General features: G+C 61.5%; 21 protein-coding genes. 10 read left to right on the top strand and 11 right to left on the bottom strand.

Annotated features, from left to right (window positions below; genetic code table 11):
- From OXG98_07370 to OXG98_07350, 5 genes are all read left to right on the top strand, one after another.
- Positions 1–317: hypothetical protein (locus OXG98_07370; GenBank protein ID MCY3771822.1), on the top strand; the 317-nt coding region annotated here is incomplete at its 5' end.
- A gap of 134 nt (positions 318–451) precedes the next feature.
- A complete protein-coding gene (locus tag OXG98_07365; GenBank protein MCY3771821.1) occupies positions 452–613 on the top strand; it encodes a hypothetical protein in 162 nt (53 codons plus the stop codon).
- 172 nt (positions 614–785) lie between these two features.
- A complete protein-coding gene (locus OXG98_07360) occupies positions 786–1,226 on the top strand; it encodes an ATP-binding protein (protein MCY3771820.1) in 441 nt (146 codons plus the stop codon).
- Between the two features lie 8 nt (positions 1,227–1,234).
- Positions 1,235–2,275: a low specificity L-threonine aldolase gene (locus tag OXG98_07355; GenBank protein MCY3771819.1), complete on the top strand. Its 1,041-nt coding sequence runs from the start codon at positions 1,235–1,237 to the stop codon at positions 2,273–2,275.
- Between the two features lie 6 nt (positions 2,276–2,281).
- On the top strand, positions 2,282–2,899 hold the full coding sequence (locus OXG98_07350; protein MCY3771818.1) for an L-threonylcarbamoyladenylate synthase: 618 nt from the start codon (positions 2,282–2,284) through the stop codon (positions 2,897–2,899).
- 97 nt (positions 2,900–2,996) lie between these two features.
- Here the strand turns inward: OXG98_07350 and OXG98_07345 are convergent, their stop codons facing one another.
- Positions 2,997–4,061: a porin gene (locus OXG98_07345; GenBank protein MCY3771817.1), complete on the bottom strand. Its 1,065-nt coding sequence runs from the start codon at positions 4,059–4,061 to the stop codon at positions 2,997–2,999.
- 139 nt (positions 4,062–4,200) lie between these two features.
- Positions 4,201–6,267: a chloride channel protein gene (locus OXG98_07340; GenBank protein MCY3771816.1), complete on the bottom strand. Its 2,067-nt coding sequence runs from the start codon at positions 6,265–6,267 to the stop codon at positions 4,201–4,203.
- A 133-nt stretch (positions 6,268–6,400) separates the two neighbouring features.
- Here OXG98_07340 and OXG98_07335 point away from each other — a divergent pair, with 133 nt between their 5' ends.
- Both OXG98_07335 and OXG98_07330 read left to right on the top strand, forming a co-directional pair.
- Positions 6,401–7,456 carry a ferritin-like domain-containing protein gene (locus tag OXG98_07335; GenBank protein MCY3771815.1) on the top strand — a complete coding sequence of 352 codons (1,056 nt, stop codon included), beginning with the start codon at positions 6,401–6,403 and terminating at the stop codon, positions 7,454–7,456.
- A 46-nt stretch (positions 7,457–7,502) separates the two neighbouring features.
- Positions 7,503–7,892 carry a cupin domain-containing protein gene (locus OXG98_07330; protein MCY3771814.1) on the top strand — a complete coding sequence of 130 codons (390 nt, stop codon included), beginning with the start codon at positions 7,503–7,505 and terminating at the stop codon, positions 7,890–7,892.
- Between the two features lie 14 nt (positions 7,893–7,906).
- Here the strand turns inward: OXG98_07330 and OXG98_07325 are convergent, their stop codons facing one another.
- Together OXG98_07325 and OXG98_07320 are read right to left on the bottom strand one after the other, a co-directional pair.
- Positions 7,907–8,860 (bottom strand): fatty acid desaturase, encoded by a 954-nt coding sequence (locus OXG98_07325; protein ID MCY3771813.1) that lies wholly within the window; start codon positions 8,858–8,860, stop codon positions 7,907–7,909.
- 81 nt (positions 8,861–8,941) lie between these two features.
- Positions 8,942–9,490, bottom strand: a complete 549-nt coding sequence (locus tag OXG98_07320; protein ID MCY3771812.1) for a hypothetical protein — start codon at positions 9,488–9,490, stop codon at positions 8,942–8,944.
- Positions 9,491–9,672: 182 nt separating this feature from the next.
- On the opposite strand from OXG98_07320, the gene OXG98_07315 reads away from it, so the two are divergent.
- Positions 9,673–10,266 (top strand): tetratricopeptide repeat protein, encoded by a 594-nt coding sequence (locus OXG98_07315; protein MCY3771811.1) that lies wholly within the window; start codon positions 9,673–9,675, stop codon positions 10,264–10,266.
- 173 nt (positions 10,267–10,439) lie between these two features.
- Here OXG98_07315 and OXG98_07310 read toward each other — a convergent pair whose 3' ends face one another.
- The 6 genes from OXG98_07310 to OXG98_07285 form a co-directional block, all read right to left on the bottom strand.
- Positions 10,440–12,098, bottom strand: coding sequence for a peptide ABC transporter substrate-binding protein (locus OXG98_07310; GenBank protein MCY3771810.1), 1,659 nt, complete (start codon positions 12,096–12,098; stop codon positions 10,440–10,442).
- Between the two features lie 62 nt (positions 12,099–12,160).
- The gene (locus OXG98_07305) at positions 12,161–13,486 is read right to left on the bottom strand and encodes an aspartate aminotransferase family protein (GenBank protein MCY3771809.1); all 1,326 of its coding nucleotides are present in this window, start codon (positions 13,484–13,486) and stop codon (positions 12,161–12,163) included.
- Between the two features lie 102 nt (positions 13,487–13,588).
- Entirely contained in the window at positions 13,589–14,353 is a 765-nt protein-coding gene (locus tag OXG98_07300) for a sugar phosphate isomerase/epimerase (protein ID MCY3771808.1), read from the bottom strand.
- Between the two features lie 64 nt (positions 14,354–14,417).
- The gene (locus tag OXG98_07295) at positions 14,418–15,521 is read right to left on the bottom strand and encodes a Gfo/Idh/MocA family oxidoreductase (GenBank protein ID MCY3771807.1); all 1,104 of its coding nucleotides are present in this window, start codon (positions 15,519–15,521) and stop codon (positions 14,418–14,420) included.
- Between the two features lie 165 nt (positions 15,522–15,686).
- Positions 15,687–16,199, bottom strand: coding sequence for an adenylyltransferase/cytidyltransferase family protein (locus tag OXG98_07290; protein MCY3771806.1), 513 nt, complete (start codon positions 16,197–16,199; stop codon positions 15,687–15,689).
- A gap of 42 nt (positions 16,200–16,241) precedes the next feature.
- Positions 16,242–16,766 (bottom strand): peptidase E, encoded by a 525-nt coding sequence (locus tag OXG98_07285; GenBank protein ID MCY3771805.1) that lies wholly within the window; start codon positions 16,764–16,766, stop codon positions 16,242–16,244.
- A gap of 244 nt (positions 16,767–17,010) precedes the next feature.
- Here OXG98_07285 and OXG98_07280 point away from each other — a divergent pair, with 244 nt between their 5' ends.
- Together OXG98_07280 and OXG98_07275 are read left to right on the top strand one after the other, a co-directional pair.
- Entirely contained in the window at positions 17,011–17,544 is a 534-nt protein-coding gene (locus tag OXG98_07280; GenBank protein MCY3771804.1) for a hypothetical protein, read from the top strand.
- Positions 17,545–17,825: 281 nt separating this feature from the next.
- The gene (locus OXG98_07275) at positions 17,826–20,126 is read left to right on the top strand and encodes a M1 family metallopeptidase (GenBank protein MCY3771803.1); all 2,301 of its coding nucleotides are present in this window, start codon (positions 17,826–17,828) and stop codon (positions 20,124–20,126) included.
- Positions 20,127–20,199: 73 nt separating this feature from the next.
- Here the strand turns inward: OXG98_07275 and lepB are convergent, their stop codons facing one another.
- Entirely contained in the window at positions 20,200–20,799 is a 600-nt protein-coding gene (lepB, locus tag OXG98_07270) for a signal peptidase I (GenBank protein ID MCY3771802.1), read from the bottom strand.
- Positions 20,800–20,822 lie beyond the last annotated feature (23 nt).

Raw genomic sequence — 20,822 nt, 5'->3', positions numbered from 1 at the left:
CCGAGCTGGGGGGTCTCACCGAGCGCGGGCAACGCAGGAAGTTCGCCAGAAAGCTTTATCGACTTTCCCGGGCACTCATCGGCGACGAACTCGCGGACAAGTTACGGTTTCCGCGACAGAACACGAGAGCGCTGCTTCCGACGTTGAGGTGGAAACGTCGGCTGAACAGTGCAGTGGCGCCTTTGGCATCGGTGTATTCCAGGGACGCTAGTGATACCTACTTCATACGTATACTCGAATCGATTAAACCGGAGAATCTTGCACTCACGTACAAATTGCCCCCTCAACTCTATTCCGATGAGCGAATAGACTGGTGAATCGCGGCGGTATTCTCTCAGGGGCACGTCGCGAAGCGCTATCGAGCGGAGTGTAATTCAAACGGTATGGCGTCTACCACTGGCCGGTACCTGTGATCTCGGCCGCGTGGACCGGCAGGTTGGGATCGAAGACCGTGCGCCAGGAAGCCTTTCCCGTCCCCGCCGACCACCTCAACGAACTGGCATGGTGGGAGCCGTGCGAACTGCGCGCTCCCCGGCAGGCGAGAAAGCCCTTCAAGAACAAAGTTCGCGACGCCTACCTAAAAATGGTTCGCGACGCCGAGCGGGGCGGTTGACTTGTCCCCGAAGAGACCGTCGCACCCACGCCGCATCCCGTCCCGCACTTGACATAGTATTTCCCACACGATACTTTGATTGAAGGAAGGCGATGTACCGGGACGCGTCTCGTCCCGGGGGATACGGGCCGCGCGTCGGCTCTACACATTGCGGCCTCATGGAGCTTTCTACATGGTCGAGAGGCGGCAGGACCCAGCCGGGAACGGCGTGACGCTGGAACTCACGATTCCCAGCAAGCCCGAGTTGACTGCGGAGGTGGACCGCCGCATAGAGGACCTGACCGCGCGGGTCGGCTACGACCAGGGAACGCGCGGCGACATCATGATCGCCGTGAACGAAGCGGTAAAGAACGCGATACTCCACGGAAACGGTTGCGACGAGTCCAAGCAGGTCCTCATCACCTGCAGTTGCACTTCGGCCGTGTTCCGGATCCACATCTGCGACTGTGGCGGGGGATTCGATCCTGAATCCCTGCCGGACCCGCGCAACCCGGACAATCTGCTCAAGGAGAACGGCCGGGGGATCCTGATGATCAAGTCCCTCATGGACGAAGTGGAGTTCGACGTTTCGGAAAACGGTACAAGCGTGACACTGATCAAGTACGGGCAGTGAGGAACTCGATGAGTATCGTCGAACTTCGAAGCGATACCATGACCAGACCGACGCCTGCCATGCGCCGGGCCATGGCCAACGCCGAAGTCGGCGACGACTGTTTCGGAGAGGATCCGTCGGTAAACCGGCTGGAAGAAGCCATGGCCGCCGTGCTCGGCAAGGAGGCCGGCCTGCTCGTTACCAGCGGAACGCAGGGCAACCAGGTGGCGATCCGGTCGCAGACCCATCACGGCAACGACATCATCGCGGAAAAGTACAGCCACATCTTCAACGCGGAAGCCGGAGCCCTCGGCGCGCTTTCGGGGGTACAGGTCCGGTTGCTGACGGGTGAACGGGGCGTTTTCACCCCGGCGCAGATGGAAGAAGTGATCCAGCGGGGCGACAACGTGCATTACGGCAGAACGGCCCTGGTCGCCGTGGAGAACACCCACAACAAGTCTGCCGGATACCCGTGGCCCGTGGATGCGCTGTCCCGGGTCAGCGATTGCGCGCAGTCGAACAACCTGCGCGTCCACATGGATGGCGCCCGGTTGTTCAACGCCTGCGCGGCGACGGGCCTGACCGCACAGACCTATACCCGGCACGTCGATACGGTATCCGTGTGCCTGTCAAAGGGCCTGGGCGCGCCGGTCGGCAGCGTGCTCGCAGGCGACCAGGCCACGATTGACGCGGCCCGGTATTACCGCAAGATGCTGGGCGGCGGCATGCGGCAGGCGGGCGTCCTGGCGGCGGCGGGTCTCTATGCCATGGAGCACAACATCTCCCGTCTCGCGGAGGACCACGCCCACGCCTTCCGGCTGGCGGAAGCGCTCGCCGACCTCGACACCGTCGAGCTCGACCTGGACGAGATACACAGCAACATGATCTTCTTCCGCCTGCGGAACGGCCTCGATCCCTTCGAGGCCGTCGAGCGGCTGTCGGAGGAAGGGGTCAGGATGCTGGCCATGAAACCCGGTGTCATCCGCGCCGTTACCCACCTGGACGTGAGCGGCGAACAGATCGACCGGGCCATCGACGTCTGCAGGAAGGTGCTGACCCGCGTTTCCTGAGCAGTTATGGCCGCTATCCTTCAACTTCATCCCGAACATCCCCAGAAACGGCACGTGGACCGCGTCGTCGAAGCGCTGCACAGGGGCGGCGTGATCATCTATCCGACGGACACGGTCTACGGCCTGGGCTGCGACATATTCAATCGCAAGGCCATCAACCGGATCTACCAGATCAAGCAGGCGCCCGCCGGGAAACCCCTCAGTTTCGTCTGTTCCGACCTGAAAGACCTCGCCCGGTACGCGAAGAATATCTCCAACGCGTCTTACCGCATGATGAAGCGCCTGCTTCCCGGCCCCTATACCTTCATTCTCGAGGCTTCGCGGGACGTGCCGAAATTCATGATCGGCAAGCGGCGAACGGTCGGCATACGGGTGCCTGACAACCCCATCTGCCTGGAAATCGTACAGGCCCTCGGGCGCCCCGTGCTGAGTACCAGCATCGCGGCTTCGGACGACGGAAGCGATATGAACGACGCCGAGGCGATTCAGTCCCGGTACGGCAAGGTCGTCGACGTCATCGTGGACGGCGGCGTCATCGTTGCGGAGCCATCGACGGTAGTCGATCTGACCGGCGGCGAGCCCGAGATCCTGCGGGCCAGCGCCGGTGAAGCCGATCTGTACTGAACCGGTCACGGGGAGTCGTACCGTTCAGACCGTTCAAACCAGGCGGCAGACCAGGCGGACCAGGCGGCAGACCAGGCAGACCGAGGTATCGCGAAGGTCAGAACGAGTAGGTCATCTCGAAGGCGAAACTGACCTGCGAATCTTCCGATTTTTTCGTTTCCGGATTGTAGAAGATCGCGTCGTCCGAGAAATCCCGGCGGAGTTCCATGAGGAACCCGAGGCCGTCCGTCAGCGCGAACGTCGGGGCTATGGTGAGGGCCTGCTGGGTCACTTCCGCGCTACCCGGTGGATGATCCTGGGCACCGCTGCGACGTGCCGCGCTACGGGATGTTTCCCGGCTGAAGCGGTCATACCTGCCCGTCAAACCCATGACTTCGGTAAGACTGTAGTGCGCCATGACCATGTAGCCGTTCCAGCTGTTTTCTACGTTAGCCTCATCCAGTTCCGTTTTGCCGTTGTTGTATTCCCCGCCGATGATGAGTCCCGGTCCCGGCGTCAGGGTCAGGTCGATATCGTAGACGGTCAGATTCCCGACCAGTCCCTGTTCATCACCCCGCATGGCTGAGAACCCGATCCCGCCCAGTTCTTCATGACTGTAACCGAGTCTTCCGCCGATCATCTTGTCCGTATTCGCGTCGACGTTCTGGTCCCACCCGTTCGAAAGGTGAACCACCACGTCGATGCCGCCGCCCAGATCCATGGACAGCATGGCGCCGGTCAGGTTGGTGGGCAATCCGTTATCGAAGACCAGCGCGTGGGAAAACTGGTACATGTCCGGGGCGTCCAGCAGCTCGAAGCCGATGGGCGCGTTGAACTTCCCGAAGGTCAGGGTCGGGTAGTTCCCCTCTCCCCGGCCCATTCCGAGATCCAGGGTCACGTATCCCTGCTCAGCGTCGAGGGTAAAGCCGCCCTCGCCGTCGCTCACCCATTCCAGGTCGGCCCTCAGCGTGCCGATATTCCCCAGGTTTCTCGATAAATCGATCTCCACCTGGTCGAGGCCGAAGGTATTCGAATCATCCAGGTTGGTATATGTATAACTGGCGTCGACGAACCCCGAGATTTCGACCAGGCCGGAAATGGCCGTATCTCCATTCTCCTGCGCGACGGCCGGGAAGGCCGCCAGCATCAGGACCGTCAGCCAGGCGGGGAATCTGCGTAACACAAAGGTACTCATTTTCACGCTCCCATGATGTGATGTGGTAGAAAAGGAACCTCGTGATGTTAATGATTCATCGCGGTTACACGAATCCGTATAATAGGCCAAATAGTACAATGTCAACTAGACATTTGGCGACTAAACATTACAGGTTAACGATGCGATCTATGCGATCGCGCTCTCCGGCGACTAGCAGGACGTCATCTTCCCGGATCACATAGTCGGGAGTAGGAACGAAGTGCGCCTGGTCCGCCCGGTGCTCCCGTTTCCTGATGAGCAGGATCTGCACCCCGTGCCGGCTGCGAATCTGAAGGCGCCGGATACTGCTTCCCGTGAACCGCCGGGGCGCGTTGATTTCCACCATGGCGTACGCGCCTCCCAGTTGGACGACCTGTCCGCCGCTAAGCGTGTCGACCATGCTCCCGAATTCACCGGCCAGGTCCCTTCTGGCCGTCTCCCGGTTGTAGGCGTCCATGACATGTTCCCGGCTGATCACGCCGACGAGGCGGCCCGTGGCCGGCTCGACTACGGGAAAGGCGTTTACCTGGTGCCGGCCGAACAGCAGCATGACACGGTCCAGCGTGTTGCCGTCGGTGACCGTCGGCAGGTCGAACTGGGCGATGTCGTGAGCCACGATGACGCCTTCGAGATCCTCACCGTACGCGACGAGACTGCGGATGCGGTCGAAGGTGACCGTTCCCTGGTAACGATCCTCATCGTCCGTGATATAGAACTCCGTGTATGTACTCTCGGCCAGGCGTGACATCAGGTCGTCGAGCGGCGCCTCGGGCGGTATCGTCTCAAAAGAGGCCACCCGGGCCTGCCCGACGTTCAGCGACCTGAGAATGTTCGTTTCCTGGCCCTTTTCCAGGTCCACGTTTCTTCTCAGGAGGCGCAGCGTGTATACGGAAGGCTTGAGCAAGTAGGCGGACAGCGCCGTACTGACGATGACGGAAATCGCCAGCGGCAGGATCAACTCGTAGTTGCCCGTCATTTCGAAGATCATCAGAATCGACGTCATGGGGGTCCGGATGGTCGAAGACACCAGGGCGCCCATGGCCACCAGCGCGTAGGCGCCCCCGGTGGCGCTCGTTCCGGGTAGCAGGTGGTTGACCAGGGCGCCGAAAGCGCCGCCTAGCATGCAGCCGACGAACAGGGACGGCGCGATCACGCCTCCCGACGCGCCGGATCCCAGGGTGAAGGATGTAGCCGCGATTTTCATGAAGACCAGGATGAGCAGGAGCTTCCAGTCCAGTTCGGAGAACAGGGCCCGGTCCATGGTGTCGTATCCCACGCCGAGGATCTGGGGATAGAGCAGGCCCAGGGCGCCGACGAGCAGTCCTCCGGTCATCGGCTTCAGGTAATCCGGCAACGGGACCTTGCCGTAGAGGTCCTCCACGCCGTAAAGCGCCCGTACGAAGAGCGTGCCCACGATGGCGGCCAGGATGCCCAGCACGGCGTACAGGGCGAATTCGAGCGGATGATTCACGCCGTGCGGAGGCACGATGATCGTCGGCTGGTTGCCCAGAAAGTGACGGGAGATGGCGGTAGCCACCACCGAGGAGATCACGATGGGGCTGAACCGACTGAAGCTGAAATTGCCCAGGATGACTTCGAGGGAGAACAACGCACCGGCGATCGGCGTGTTGAAGGTAGCCGCTATGCCCGCGGCCGCGCCGCAGCCCACGAAGGTCCGCATGCGATGGACGTTGACGCGTGACAGCCGGCCAAAGGTGGAGCCGATGGCGGCGCCGATCTGGGCGATGGGTCCCTCACGGCCCACCGACAGCCCGGTGCCTATGCTGATGGCCGTGGCCAGCGAGGTCTCCACGGCAACCCGGGGCCTTATGCGTCCGCCGCGAAGGGCCACGGCTTCCATCACGTCGGGCAGGCCGCGGGCTTCCCGGGTGCTGAAATAGATCAAAATGCCGACGACCAGTCCGCCGGCGGTGGGTACCGAGAGTACCGTCAACGTAGTCAGCGAACCATTGCCGGACAATCCTCCGCCCCAGGCGACGGATTCGATGAATATGATCAGCTCGCGGAATGCAATGGCGCCTCCCGCGCCCAGCACGCCGATCAACACCGCGGCGCTGATCATGAAGACCTGGTCGGTTGTCCGCATGCGTTCGATATTGGCATGCAGGCGCTGCCTGAAGCGCCGCGCCATGACGCGCCAGAGACGAAACACCCTCAACCGCGACAGATTCATGAGACTCCCGATTCACCTTCGCCTTGTCATCAACCACGAAACGCAGTATCATACATACTACTTGGCGATGACGGGCAAGTCAATTTCTGCCAGGGAATGAACCGTACACGTTCTGCCGGGGAATGAGCCGTATATGACCGAAGATTTCAGTATTCCGCTGCCCGACACGTCCGACTGGGGCGAGCCAGACCGGGGGATCAGGGTGAAACCCGTCGACGGCCGCGGCATCCGCATGCGGGACTGCCAGGTCGGCAGGGCGGGCGAGGTGCCGGAGGTGGCGCCCGAAGGCCGCGGGCTGGCGCAGCGCGGATCGGTGGTCGATCCCGGGACGCCGGAGTTCGGATTTACCATCCGGGAGAAGAAGCTGGTATGGGCCGATAACATCGCGGAGCTGTACGAGCAGGGCAAGGCGGGGCAGTGGGACGCGACGACCGACATCCCCTGGCACGATTTGCCCGAGTTGCCGGACGACCTCGAGCAGGCCGTGTGCCAGGTCATGACCTTCCTGATCCAGAACGAATACCTGGCCATGTACCTGCCGGCCAAGTTCATGAACCGGATCGACCCCCAGTTTTCCGAGGTGGTCCTCTTCCTGGCCACGCAGGTCATGGACGAGGCCCGGCACGCGGAGGTCTTCACCAAGCGGGCCCTCGCCAACGGCGGCGGCCTGCAGTACGTCTCGGCCGCCACGGAATGGTCCCTGCGCAGCCTGCTGGCGCAGGACGACTACTCGAACGGCTCCTTCCTGATGCACGTGCTGGGCGAGGGGACCTTCATGGAGCTCCTCATGTTCCTGGAACAGGTGGCGCCCGATCCGGTGACCGCCAAGACCTTCAAGCTGGCGCGCCAGGACGAGGGCCGGCACGTGGGGTACGGCATATCCCATTTCGCCTACCACATCGAGCAGGATCCGTCGATAAAGGACGATCTGATGCGGGCGGCCGAGGAACGGACCCTGTTCCTGCAGCAGGCATCGGGTTCCAGTCCCTTTGTGCTGAAGGCCATGATGACGCTGGCCGGCGGCGGATCGCACCCGGAGCAACTGGCCCGGGGCCGGGACGCGGTGATGGGGCTCTATGAGGAAATGCACCGGAAGCGCGTGCGTGAACTCGTATCGATCGGATTCGACCGTCCGGACGCAGAACGGATATCGGAACTGCACGGCAGCGGCGTGCGCAACTTCATGTAGATCTTCACTTTACGCGTGAAATGAATGACGCCGCGAAAGGCATGACATGGGCGTAGTACACAAGCACCGCGGCCAGAACGGAGCAAACGACTGGTCGGGGGTGGAGATGGTTCCCTACAGCAAGGGCGGAGCGGTAGGCGGGTCGGTCCGGGTGGTGATCGGCCCCGACGACGGCGCGAACAATTTCTCCGTGCGCTACTTCGAAATCGAGCCCGGCGGCCAGTCCTCCTTCGACCGCCACGCCCATGACCACGGAATATACATCCTGCGGGGCCGGGCGAAGGTGCTCATCGGGTGGGACGTACATGACGTGGGGCCGGGCGACGTGGTATACATCGCCCCCAACGAACAACACCAGTTCGAAAGCACAGGCGAAGAACCGCTCGGATTCCTGTGCGTCGTTCCCCCCAAAGACGACGCCCCGGATACCGCCTGAGACCGGCCCGCCGGTCAGCCGCCCCGCGCCGCGCTGTTCTTCATTCCGTTCGCCACCAGGTGTATCTGCGTATTCACGTACCCCGGGCGCACTTCCTCGAAGTGGGGGCCCATGATCCGGTGCAGGTCGCCCAAGGCGTGAAAGGGTACGGTGGGAATGGCGTGGTGTTCGGCGTGGTACGCGTTGTTCCAGTTCAGCCACCGGACCAGCGGGATGGTCAGCACGGTCCGCGTGTTGAGCAGGATATGGCGCACGCGGGGGCAGCCCGTGTGTTCGGACATGCGTATGAGGCGCATGACGGGCTCGCCCAGGAAACGGGGCGCCAGCCAGTACAGGACCACGGCCATCGTGTCGAACCAGACCGATACGGTCGCCAGCGCGCCGTAGGCCAGGACCATGCTCCAGGCCTCCATCACCACGTTTCCGCGTGCTCTCCCGGGAAGGAACTTCCGTTCGACGGCGTTGAACCGCCCGAAGAGCATCCGCGCCAGGGCGGTCAGGTTACTGTAGAAATAGGGAATGCCCGTCGTATACCAGAGATAGCCGCCCAGGCGTTCCGCCATGGGGATCATCTCGGGATCGTCCCCGGTGATCTGCGTGTGGGAGTGATGGGCCAGGTGCTCGTAGCGAAAGTACGCGGGAATGAGAAACAGCCCCGTGCCGGTAATCCAGCCTACGATCCGGTTCATCGCCGCGCTTCTGAAGGCCGTTCCGTGGGAGCACTCGTGGAAGGGCGCGAACCAGTGCACCACGATGGCGCCATGTACCGCCAGGGCCGGCGCCAGCCACCACGAACCCGGGGCAAGCGACAGCAGGTATCCGGTGAACAGCGTGGTCGCCGCGTGCCCTGCGAGGAAGATAAAGCCCGGCAGGTTGCGCCGCCGGAGCAACGGACTCAGCCGGTCAGGCGGAACGATATCGGTGGGTTTTACCGGGGGCTGTTTCGCGCTGTTTTCAAGGACGGACATCGGTCGAGATAACCTGAAACAGGTGGTCGGTCCGGCTTTGATTTGATTGAGTACGGGCTGTGGGTCGGCGGATCGTGGCCGCTATCCCGCCCGAGCGGCCCGGTCATCGATCTCCACGATCCCCCGTTCGAGATCGAAACGGCGCGTTTTCTGCTTTTCCACGTCACCCACGGTCACGCGAACGAAGAAGGCGCCGTCGGGATAGTCGATGGAGTGGATATCCCCTTCCGCGAAAGCGGTCGCCTCGCCCGCGCCGACGGTGTATTCCCTGGCCACCTCGAGACGGGCCGGCCCCTCCGACCCCCCATCGTCCAGCCGGTTCCACCGCCGCATTACGGTGTGTCCCGTATAGTTGCCGTAAATAACGCTGCACGGACCGTGATCGTGGGGCGGGGACGTCGCGCCCTTGCGTCCGCCATGGACGATGACGTGAATGTCCGTCTCCGGATCGTGGCCGATCACCGTATGGCCCTGGTATTCGTCCATGTCTACGTAGGTTTCGAGCAGGTCGGTCCGGCCGAGCAACCGTTCGGTATTCTTCCTGATGGATTCCAGTCCGTCTCTGACGCCGTTTTCGTGTACGATTCGCCGTGCGTCGGCCAGAAATTCATCGACAGTGTAATGTGTCATCGATGGCCCCCTCGATCTTCTGTCTCCGTATCGCCGCCCACTGATTGTTGAGAATATAGCTTGCATTTCATAGCAAAATACCGTATTATATTCATCTTGGACTCAATATACGCTTAAGCATCCCAATTGTCCATTAATACTCAGTGCCCATTTGTTCCAAGTTATCCAACGGAGGAATCAGGATGACACGCATCAGGAAGTTGAACTGTCTTGCCGCTTTTACCGTTCTGGCCGCGCTGATCGCCGCCCCGGTGGTGCAGGCCCAGACGATCGCGGACGCGAAGACGAAAGTTGACGCCATGCCGGACGACCCCCCGCGTCACTACAATCTCGGCATCGCGTACTACAAGGCGGGACAGTACTCGGACGCCATCGGCGCCTTTCAGAAGGCCGTCGAGTTGAAGGAAGATTACAAGGAAGCCTACTACAACCTGGGTCTGTCCCAGGAAAAGGCACGCCAGACGTCCAACGCGATCAAGTCATACCAGAAGGCCACACAGCTCGACGCCAGGTACGCCGATGCCCACGCCGCACTGGGCGGCGCCTACCGGAAGATCAAGAGCACCAGAAACGCCATTCGCTCGTACCAGGCGGCTATCCGGATCAACGGCAGGAAGGCGAACTGGCACTATAACCTGGGTATCCTGTACCAGACCCGGGAGGACTATCCCAACGCGATCAAATCCTACGAGAAATACCTGAGCCTGGCGCCCAGGGCCCGAAACGCCAAGTCGATACGGGACATCGTCGCCCAGATGAAGGACGCGATCCGGTAAGCGGCGTCGGGAACTACGGATTACACGGAATTATACAGTAAAGCCTCCGCGTTTTGAATTCACGCGGAGGCTTTTTGCATTTCCCCTGCGGAGTAAGATCCTTACAGTACTAAACTTCCTGCGGCGCTACGGGCATTGCGGCGCTTCCCCGCGGAAGATCGTCAGCGGGCTCATCAGCGGGCGATGTAAACGCGCGTATAATCCATGGCCCCGACGGTGCCGTCCGGGTTTTCCGTCATCCCCTTCACCCAGGGCTTCCTGAGCTCCAGGTTAACCGGATGGAACAGGAAGGACCCGGCGTAGTCCGACACCATGATCTCCTCCGCCTCCGCGTAAAGCGCGCGGCGCTTTTGCCTGTCCAGCTCGGAGGCCGCCTGTTCCACCAGCCGGTCGAATTCCGCGTTCGTCCAGTCCGACCGGCCGTACCCCTGCGGTTGCGAGTGCCAGATCATGTCGAGCATGTTGCGCGGATCGAGATAGTCGGCGTAGAACACGATCAGCCCCAGGTTCATGCGCCAGTTGTACATGTTGTTCATATACATGGTACGGTCGGCGGCCCGGATGGTGACATCGACCCCGATGTTCTCCTTCAGCATGGCCATGATGGCTTCGCTGATCCGCTTGATCGTGGGGTTCGGCGCCCGCAGCCACATCTCCTGCCGCGGGAACCCCCTCCCACGGGGATAGCCGGCTTCCCGGATCAGTTCCCGGGCCTTTGCCGGATCGTAGGCCTGGTAGGGCTGCATGGCCGGTCCGTTGTACTCGGCGAATTCGGGCGGGATCATGGAGTAGGCGGGGACGGCCGTGCCGCCCAGGAGGAGGCGGGTGATAACCTCCCGGTCGATCGCCCGGGTAAAGGCTTCCCGGACCCGCACGTCGTCGAAGGGCGGCTGCCGGGTGCGGTAGAAGAGATACCAAGATGCCCGCGCGGCCACTTTGACCAGGTCCGGCGCGAGTTCGGGATCGGCCAGGATGCGGGGCATGTCGGTTACGTCGACGAGCTCGCGGTCCACCTCGTTGTTCTCGTAGGCGAGGACCGTGGCCACCGCCGCGTTGCGGAAGGGATGGATGACCTTCTCCAGGTAGGGCTTGTGGGGCCCGTTGTACATGGGGTCCGGGACCAGGGTCATATGACTGCCCGTGACCCACTCCGACAGTTTGAAGCCCGAATTCGAGACGATGTTTTCGAGACGGGTCCATTTCCTTTCGTACTTTTCAACCTGCCATGGCGGTACGGGCAGCGCGTTCCCGTAGGATACGATGTACGGCAGGTACGGGGCCGACTTCTCCGTCTCGATGACCAGAGTCAGATCGTCGACGGCGCGGACGCCCAGCTGGGTCAGGTCCTTGATCTCGCCGCGGTTTATGGGCCTTGCGTTCTTGAAATCGTGGTAGAAGAACCCGTATGGGTTGGCCTCCTGCGGATCCAGCATGCGCCGGAAGGAATACACGAAGTCATGGGCCGTGACGGGGCGGCCGTCGCTCCACCTGGCGCCCTGCCGCAGGTTGAAGGTCCACGTCTTGCCGTCCGGGGAAGACACGTAGCTGTCGGCGGCCGCGGGTTCCGGATTCCAGTTCGGATCGCGCCGGAGCAGGGGCTCGAAGGGGATGATGGTATCTTCGGTGTCATAGTCGTTGATGGCCGAGTCGAGCGTGCGGGGTTCCGGGCTCATGTAACGGAAGACCTGCTGATCCCGCGGGGATGCGTCCGGGGGCAGGGGACGGGCGGCCGATTCCCCGGAACCGCCCTGCGCCGCAATCAGCAGGGGAATCAGAAAGAAGACGGCGACCGCTCCGAGTATGGCCGTAGCGCACTTCAAAGCATGGGACATGGTTCTGTTCCTGTTTGATTGGTCTTTCGATGAAGACGGACCGGCGTGACCCGGCCAGGACGTCAGTTTTCTTCCAGCACCTCGGCCACGACCGCCACGAGGCCGTCGATATGCGATTCGTCCATGGCCGCGGAAAGGCAGTTCATGGCGAGGCCGTTCGACAGATAACAACCCCGGTTCAGCAGGGCCAGGTAAACATCGGATACGGGACGCTTGTCCGCCGCGGCCACGGCGCGGTAGGTCCGGATCGGCCCCCTCGTGAAGTAGATACTGAAAGTCGAGCCGGACGCGACCGCCGTCGCCCCGGTGCCGGTATGGGCGAATACATCCTCGAGGCCGTTCACCAGGCGGTCGGTGAGGCGGTCCAGCCGGGCGTACACATCGGGCGTCAGCACTTCCAGCATGGCGAGGCCCGCGGCCATGGAGACCGGGTGGGCGCTGAACGAACCGCTCTGGAACACCCGCGCCTTGCCCCGCGTGGGATCCATGAGGGACATCAGTTCCTTTCGGCCGCCGAAGGCCCCTACCGGAAACCCACCGCCCACGATCTTTCCGTAGGTGCTCAGGTCGGGCAAGATGCCGCACTGCGCTTGTACGCCGCCCGGCGACGCACGGAAACCGACTATTTCGTCAAGGATCAGGAGCACCTCGTATTTAGCGGTGATCTCGCGTACCGCCTTCACAAAATCCAATCGCTGGGGGATGACGCCCGTCTTGGGGTCGAGTATCACGGCCGCCAACTCATGGCGTCGTTCCGCGACAATCGCTTCGACGGCGGCCTCGTCGTCGAAGGGGAGAATGATTACGTTGTCGGTGGCGTTGGGGGGCATGCCCCCGGCGCCGGCTACGGGTATCGGACGGTCGGACGGCCCCGCCTTCGCCGGGTCGGGTGAAGTGCTGATTTCCACGGCGTCGTGGCTGCCGTGGTATCCCCCTTCGAACTTGGCGATGATGTGCCGGCCCGTGTACTCCCGGGCCAACCGGATCGCGTGCAGCGTAGCCTCCGTCCCGGAGTTGCAGAACCGGACCATGTCCAGGGACTTCACCCTTCGGCACAGCGCTTCGGCCAGCGCCGTTTCGACCCCCATGGGTGCGGCCACGGCGATGCCGTGCGCAAGCTGTCGCTCCACGGCCCGGACTATGGCAGGATGATTGTGCCCCAGGATCTGCGTCGTGTGGTGATTGGCGAAATCCACGTACTCGTTGCCGTCCACGTCATACAGATGACAGCCTTCGGCCCGTTCCACCGTGACCGGGTACGGCGCGTAGTAGTAGGCTCCTTTGGCCACGCCGGGCATGAATTCACCCGAGCGTATGAACGCCTCGTAGGATCCCGGCGTCCTTTCGCGGTAGATGGCCTCCTGCGTCGTTTTCTGTGCCGTTGTCATTTGTTGAAGATTCCTCTCAAATGGACCGGACCGCAGGTTCGAGCGGGCGATACCGGGAAGCGATACGGCCGCCGTCAATCCTGGTGCGCGTCGCGTAGACGCTTACGCCTGGTAAGCTTCCCAGAGCGCCCTGTAATAGCCCATCAGCCGTTCGGGTTCGGGGCTGTGGTCGATTTCCGCAAGCGTGTAGCCTTCGTAACCGTCCGCTTTGAGCAGCCGGAAGAGCTCCCGCCAGGGATATTCGGCGCGATAGATTTCGGTGATGTGCACCAGGCCGATCTTGTGGCTCAGCAGCCGGTAGTTGGCCTCGACGGACCCGTCCACAACCTCACCGAAATTGGAGTTCCAGCAAATGCGCGCGTTCGGATGGTCCGCGTGGTCCATGATGGCGCGCATGCGCCTCGGCTCCTGGGTGTCCCGGCCGTGCACTTCGACCCGGATCTGCACGCCGAGGCCGTCGGCCGCTTCCGCGCATTCTCCCACGGCCTTTCCGATCTGTTCGAGCGTCGCCTCTTCCGGGATGCCCACTTCCGTCTGAAGTCCGTTCGGACGCACCTTGACTCCCGGACAACCGAGATCGGCCGCCAACCTCGCGTACTCGATAGTGCCCGCCACGTTCGCGCGCACCTCGTCGGGATCGACCGAATGATACTCGAAAGCCGTGCCGAGACCCACCAGGTCCACGCCGCTGCCCTCGAACCTTCGGCGGACTTCCGACCGCGCGCCTGAACTCAGCGAGGCTTCCACGCCGTGGGCGTGGGTGGTTCGGAGTTCGACCCCCGTGAAACCCGTCCTGCCGCACATGTCGATGACGGTGGGCACGTCCCAGTCCCGGCCGATCTGGTAGGTCACGAATCCGAGCTTCATTCGGTCTCCCTGTTTAATCCTTACTTAACTCCTGCAACTTGCTCCCGGCGGATCCGGCAGCGCGTTAACCCTGCAGGCGCCGGACCCGCGCCGGTACATCGTCCTGGTGTATTTCGGCGGACAGGATGCCCAGATCCCGGTCAGGCACGGGTAGATGGACCTTCTGCCCTTCCCTTCGATGGGACTCCCGAAGGGCGATGGCTACTTCCAGCGCCTCGCGTCCGTCCATTCCCGAACATTTCGGCGGATGGCCGTTTTCTATGGCCGAAATCAGGTCCGCGACGATGGTCAGTCCCGTGGACGGGTACCGGGCGGGCCAGGGAAACGGCATGCGGCCCGGCACGCCTCTGCCACGGGGACCGCCGGGATGCAACTTTATCAACTCGGCGTCCTGGCCATTCGCGATCGAGCGGAAGCGGCCCTTCGTGCCCAGGACGTCGATTTCCCAGTTCGCGATCCCGCAGGGCATGCCCCGGACATAGGCCCTGACCCCGTTATCGAAGGCCAGGTATCCGTTGCCCATCAGATCCTTTTCGCCCGCCGCGGCCTCGTCGGATTCCATCTCGCCGTACACCCATTCAACTCTTCCGCCCGCCATGCACCGGATGATATCGATGAGGTGGCTGCCGTTGTGGGAAAGACCGCATTGGCCGTAGCCCGTCACCTGGACGATCTCGCCGAGTTCGTCTTCTTCGATCATGGTCTTCGCATGGGAGAAGAAAGGATGCCAGCGACGCGCGCAGTTGATGGCCAGGGCGACGCCGTGTTTCGCGCAGGTCTCCACCATGGCGTCCGCCTCGGCCAGGGTCAGGGCGATCGGCTTCTCGGCCCAAATGGCTTTCACGTCGGCCCGGGCGGCGTCCTGAACGATCTGTGAACGGATCCGGGCGGTGGTGCAGACGCTGAGCAGGTCGATGCGCTCCCGGCCAAGCATTTCCCGGTAGTCGGCGTACAGGTGATTGTCCTCGACGCCCCAGCGATCACCGAAAATGGAACGCTGCTCGTCGTGGGGATCCGCCCCGGCGACCAGGTCCACCTCGGGCGCCGCGTGATAGGAAGGCGCGTGGCAGTACGGCAGGAAAATGGATCCGCCCTGGTCGATTTCGTCGTCGAAGGTACTGCCCATACGCCCGAGACCGATCACGGCGGCGCGGTATGTTCCGGCCATTTCATCCTCCGTGCCATGCACGCGAAACTGGGTGATTTCCCCGGTACTGCGGTACATACGGCGTATATAGTGACTACGAGTTCACAAATGTATACGGCGGTTTTCGTTAACGGGATTATAAGACGGCGCCGGACGCGGGACAAGCAACAAATACAACATCCGGCCCTACCCCCGGTCGGCGCGAGCAGCCCAGAATCGTCCCCATGATTCCAGGTAGTCGGAACTGCTCCACGCCTTGTCCGTCCCCACACCCGATATCACTTCGATTCCGAGTTCCTTGCAGACGCTCCACTCGGGGATATTGGACATGTCGGTCCGGTCTCCGCCCTTGGTGAACACGTGGGGCCGGATCACCCGCAGGGCCTCGCGGACCGTATCATCGTCATCTATTTCAAAGGGAATGACGTAGTCCACGGCACGAATACAGGAGACGACCTGGCAACGAGCCTTGAGATCCATGAAGGGCTTGCCTTTTTTTCGGCGCAGAAAACCGTCGCCGTTGACGATAACTGCCAGGGTATCGCCATAGGCGGATGATTCCAGCAGGCAGGAGACATGGCCGGGGTGGAGCGGATCGTACCCGCCGGAGGTGGCGACGACGGTGCCCAGGCCGGATCTAATGCCGGAAAACTCATCCAACTCGACGATACGGGCTGCATTTCGTGGGTTCTGGGGCATGGTCCGGGAATGAAGGTGGTGACAGCGAATTCGAAGGACGGCTCAGAAGTCCAGCTTCTGTCTGATCTCCTGCCGGTTGAACACCAGGCTCTTCTTCTGGCCGGCGGCGTTGACGTGCACGAGATTGACCTGATCTTCAAAAGTCTCGAGGAGCAGCGTATTCGTTATGGTCATCGTTTCTATTACAGGGACGTTCTCGACCTCCACGTAACACCAGATTGCGTCCGAGTCCACTTCCTTTCCAAGAAAGCCGGCGCCGACGCGATGGCCGTTTATCTCGATTTCGACATGGCGCGCGAGATAACGACTTATGTAAAGATCCGCCTTTTCGGCTTCGCGCTCGGTACCCAGGCGCAGCCGGTCCGTCCCCATCGTTTCGAGGGCCAGTTCCAGGTCGTCCGCGAAGATGCGAAATGACATCTCCAGCGTGCCGGGATCCGGGTTATGATCGATCTGGCAGACGCTGATATAAAATGGGTGGGGCACTTTTCGCATAGCGCCCGCGTCCGGCGCTGCGCACATCAGCAGGACGCTCGCCAGAGTAAGCCAGAAGCCTTGCGATTTCATCGGTCTTCCGTGAACGGTTCCCGCGGTTCTTCCGTGAAGAGATCGGTCCGTAGCCGGACCGGCAGTCGTTTCAGGGTATATTCGTGAGCTACGACTGTCAAGCCTGCGCGAAAAACGCGTTGCGGTCGATTTACTCGTTGACAGGTACGGAGGACCTCGCTGTTCTTAGGTTAACAGGCCATCCACCCAGATATGGCCCAAACCGGTCAAGAGTATGGCGAGGCCTACTTGCGGGAGGTAAGATATGCGCATTTTACTCTTTCTAGCCGTCATGTTCGCGTTGGCCTGTGGCGATGACAACAAGCCAACGGCCCCTACGCCGACCCCGGAACCGGATCCTGCCGCCAAACTGATTGGCACATGGAAATACACGGGTAACGATTTCGATACCAAAGTGGCTGCCAACCTGCGGGAGTACCTCGTCGGAGAGGGGCTGACAGCGAGCCAGGCCGACATGGTGATAGCAGAAATGCTTGGTGATACCAACGAGGCGTTTGCCTTACCCTTAAACTTCAAGGCCGACGGAACGGTGATTCTCGATAACGAACAGCCTGATCGATTCCAGGTGTCCGGCAATCGAATCATCATCACGACATCAGATGATGAGACCTTTAGCGTGAATTACGCTGTTACAGACACCACGCTTACACTGCAGTTTCCAGTAGCCGCACTGCTGGCTACCGTGGGTCTTGAGGCGGAGGACGAGGAGGAAGCGGAACTGCTGAGGATCATGGTTCAGGGTATAGACGTCATGACCATGTATTTCTCTAAGGGGTAAGTAGCTTATCAGAGCAGATCACCGTAAACCAGACGCGGTCCGGGTTTTCCCCATGCGGACCGCGTCTCCCGGCCTTGTTGGCCTTGCGCCGTCCGGCACACGACATCCCTCTCCCGGATGATTCTTTACACGGGTCCGTCCGCGCCATATATTCTCATAATTCATAACGCTCTGCATTGACTGGGACGCAATACTCGAGGAAACCAGGAGGCCGATCCATGCCCAGGCGCCTATTGTATTTTCTATGCGCAGTGGCTGTCGCTTGCGCTACAACCACCGTAATGGCCCAGAAGGGCCCCGAAGCGATCAACCGGAGCAAGTTCCGCCAGATCAAGCAGGAAGCCCCGACGCCGAACGTATACCGTACGGCTTCCGGCGCGCCTGGCCACCAGTACTGGCAGAACGAGGCGGATTACGAGATGCGGATCGAGCTGGACGACGAGACGCAGCGGCTTCACGGCACCGAGGTCATCACCTACCACAACAATTCGCCCGATGAACTGGCCTACCTCTGGGTACAGCTCGACCAGAACGTGCGTGCCCGTGACTCGGATACGCGTAAGATCGCGGGCAGCCGGGTGTCGGGGCGGATGAGCTTCGCCCAGTTGCAGCGCCTGCTGAACGATTTCGACGGCGGGTTCAAGATCGAGTGGGTCCGTGACCGGCGCGACAATCCCCTGCCCCACGCCATCAACAAGACGATGCTGCGGGTGGATATGCCTGAGCCGCTTCGCTCCGGCAAGTCCTTTACCTTCAAGATCAAGTGGTGGTACAACATCAACGACCGGATGAAAATCGGCGGCCGTTCGGGATACGAGTACTTCGAGGAAGACGACAACTACCTGTACGCCATCGCCCAGTTCTTTCCCCGCATGGCCGTGTACAACGAGGTGGAGGGCTGGCAGCACAAGCAGTTCCTCGGCCGGGGCGAGTTTACCCTGCCCTTCGGAGACTACAAGGTCAGCATCACCGTGCCCGCCGACCATATCGTCGCGGCCACGGGTGTGCTCCAGAATCCCAAAGAGGTGCTGACCGCCGAGCAGCAGGCGCGGTTCGAGCGGTCCAGGACGGCGGACGAACCCGTCATGATCGTGACCGAAGCGGAAGCCATCGAAGCGGAAAAAGGCCGTGCGACGGAAAAGAAGACCTGGATTTTTCACGGGGAAAACGTACGTGACTTCGCCTTCGCCAGTTCCCGGAAATTCATATGGGATGCCGTGGGCGTCATGTCCGGACCCCAGCACGTCATGGCGATGTCCTTCTATCCCAAGGAAGGCAACCCCCTGTGGGAGCGGTATTCCACGAAGGTGGTCGCCCATACCATGGATGTCTATTCGAAGTACACCTTCCACTATCCCTATCCCACGTCCATATCCGTGCATACGAACCGCATCGGCATGGAATACCCGATGATCTGCTTCAACGGCGGCCGGCCGGAAAAGGACGGCACCTACAGCGAACGGACGAAGTACGGCATGATCAGCGTGATCATCCACGAGGTCGGCCACAACTACTTCCCCATGATCGTCAATTCGGACGAGCGGCAGTGGACGTGGATGGACGAGGGGCTGAACACCTTTCTCCAGTACCTGGCCGAACAGGAATGGGATACCGAGTATCCGTCCCGCCGCGGACCCGCCCACCGGATCGTGAATTACATGAAGGGCGACGTGGCGCGCATATCTCCCATCATGACCAATTCGGAGTCCGTCTTCCAGCTTGGCCCCAACGCCTACGGGAAACCCGCCACCGCGCTGAATATCCTCCGGGAAACGGTCATGGGGCGGGAATTGTTCGACCACGCCTTCCGCAGCTATTCCCAACGCTGGATGTTCAAGCATCCTTCCCCCGAGGATTTCTTCCGCAGCATGGAAGACGCGTCCGCGGTGGACCTGGACTGGTTCTGGCGGGGCTGGTTCTACAGCACGGACCACGTGGATCTCGGGTTGGGGGAGGTAAAGTGGTTCCAGATCAACACGCGGAATCCGGAAGTGGAAAAGGAGATCGCCCGGACGAACAGGGCGGAAGAAAACAGGGGGATCAGCTACGCGCGCAACCAGACCGACATTGCGGATCCCATGGTGCGGCAGGATTCGACGCTGGTCGATTTCTACAACAAGTATGATCCCTTCGAGGTGTCCATCCTCGACCGGGAGGAGTACGACAACTACGTAAAGAACCTGGATGCCGAAGACCTGGCCCTGCTGGAGAGCGGCAAGCACTTCTACGAGCTGACCTTCGAGAATGTAGGCGGCCTGGTCATGCCGGTGATCCTGGAGTTCGAATTCGAGGATGGCACCACGGAAGTGCAGCACATTCCCGCGGAAATCTGGCGGCTCCGGGACGACCGCGTGACCAAGGTGTTCGTCATGGATCAGCCGGTGGAACGGATCACCCTTGATCCCTTCCTGGAGACCGCGGACACGGACCTGAGCAACAACGTCTGGCCGCCGCAGTCGAAGCCCACGCGGTTCCAACTGTTCAAGCAGCGCCGGCAGGTGCCGGAGAACCCGATGCAGCGGCAGAACAGGGCTGAAGAGAAGGAGAAGGAAGCGCAGGATACGAAGACGGAGACGAGGTAGGAGTCAGCAGCCGAGGCAGCAGGCCCCTCGTCCCCTGGAGTTTTCGTTAGCGTTTCAGGTACCGTTTCAGCAGTTAGAGCTTCAGCCAGCAGAGCCCCTTGCCGCTGCGGTAGTACACGGCCACGGCCCTGCCGTAAACCGCATCCTCGGAAATGAACCCGAAGGTGCGTCCATCCTTGCTGTTCCCCCGGGCGTCTCCTATGGCCAGGAGATAACCCGGGGGAATGACCTCAGGGCCGAAGTCCTCGCCACCGCTGTAGGTCAGGTTCAATCGGACCCGGCGTTCGCCGTAGAACTCCTCCCGCATATCCGTGGTCGAACCCATGGGATGCCCGTTGATGGATACCTGTCCGCTGCGGATGGAAACGGTATCGCCTCCCACCGCCACGATCCGCTTCACCAGGCGGATGTCCTCCACGGGTGAATCGAACACGACCACTTCCCCACGCTCGACATCACCGCCCGAAGTGAGCTTCCAGTCCGTGAAAGGCACGCGGAAACCGTAGGTGTACTTGGCCACGAAGATCCGGTCGCCCGGCATGAGCGTGTACTCCATGGATCCGGACGGTACGGTGTAATGGTCGGCCAGCGTGGAGCGGGCGGCCAGCAGGACCAGCGCGATGAGTCCGAAGGAAAGGACTTCCCGGCCGATGGTTTTTATCCTGGGGTGCACAGATGCCTCTAATTCATGGGGTG

This window comes from Gemmatimonadota bacterium (assembly GCA_026706345.1).
In the GTDB taxonomy this organism is placed as follows: Bacteria; JAAXHH01; JAAXHH01; order JAAXHH01; family JAAXHH01; genus JAAXHH01.
This window is presented reverse-complemented; position numbering and strand designations above follow the sequence as displayed.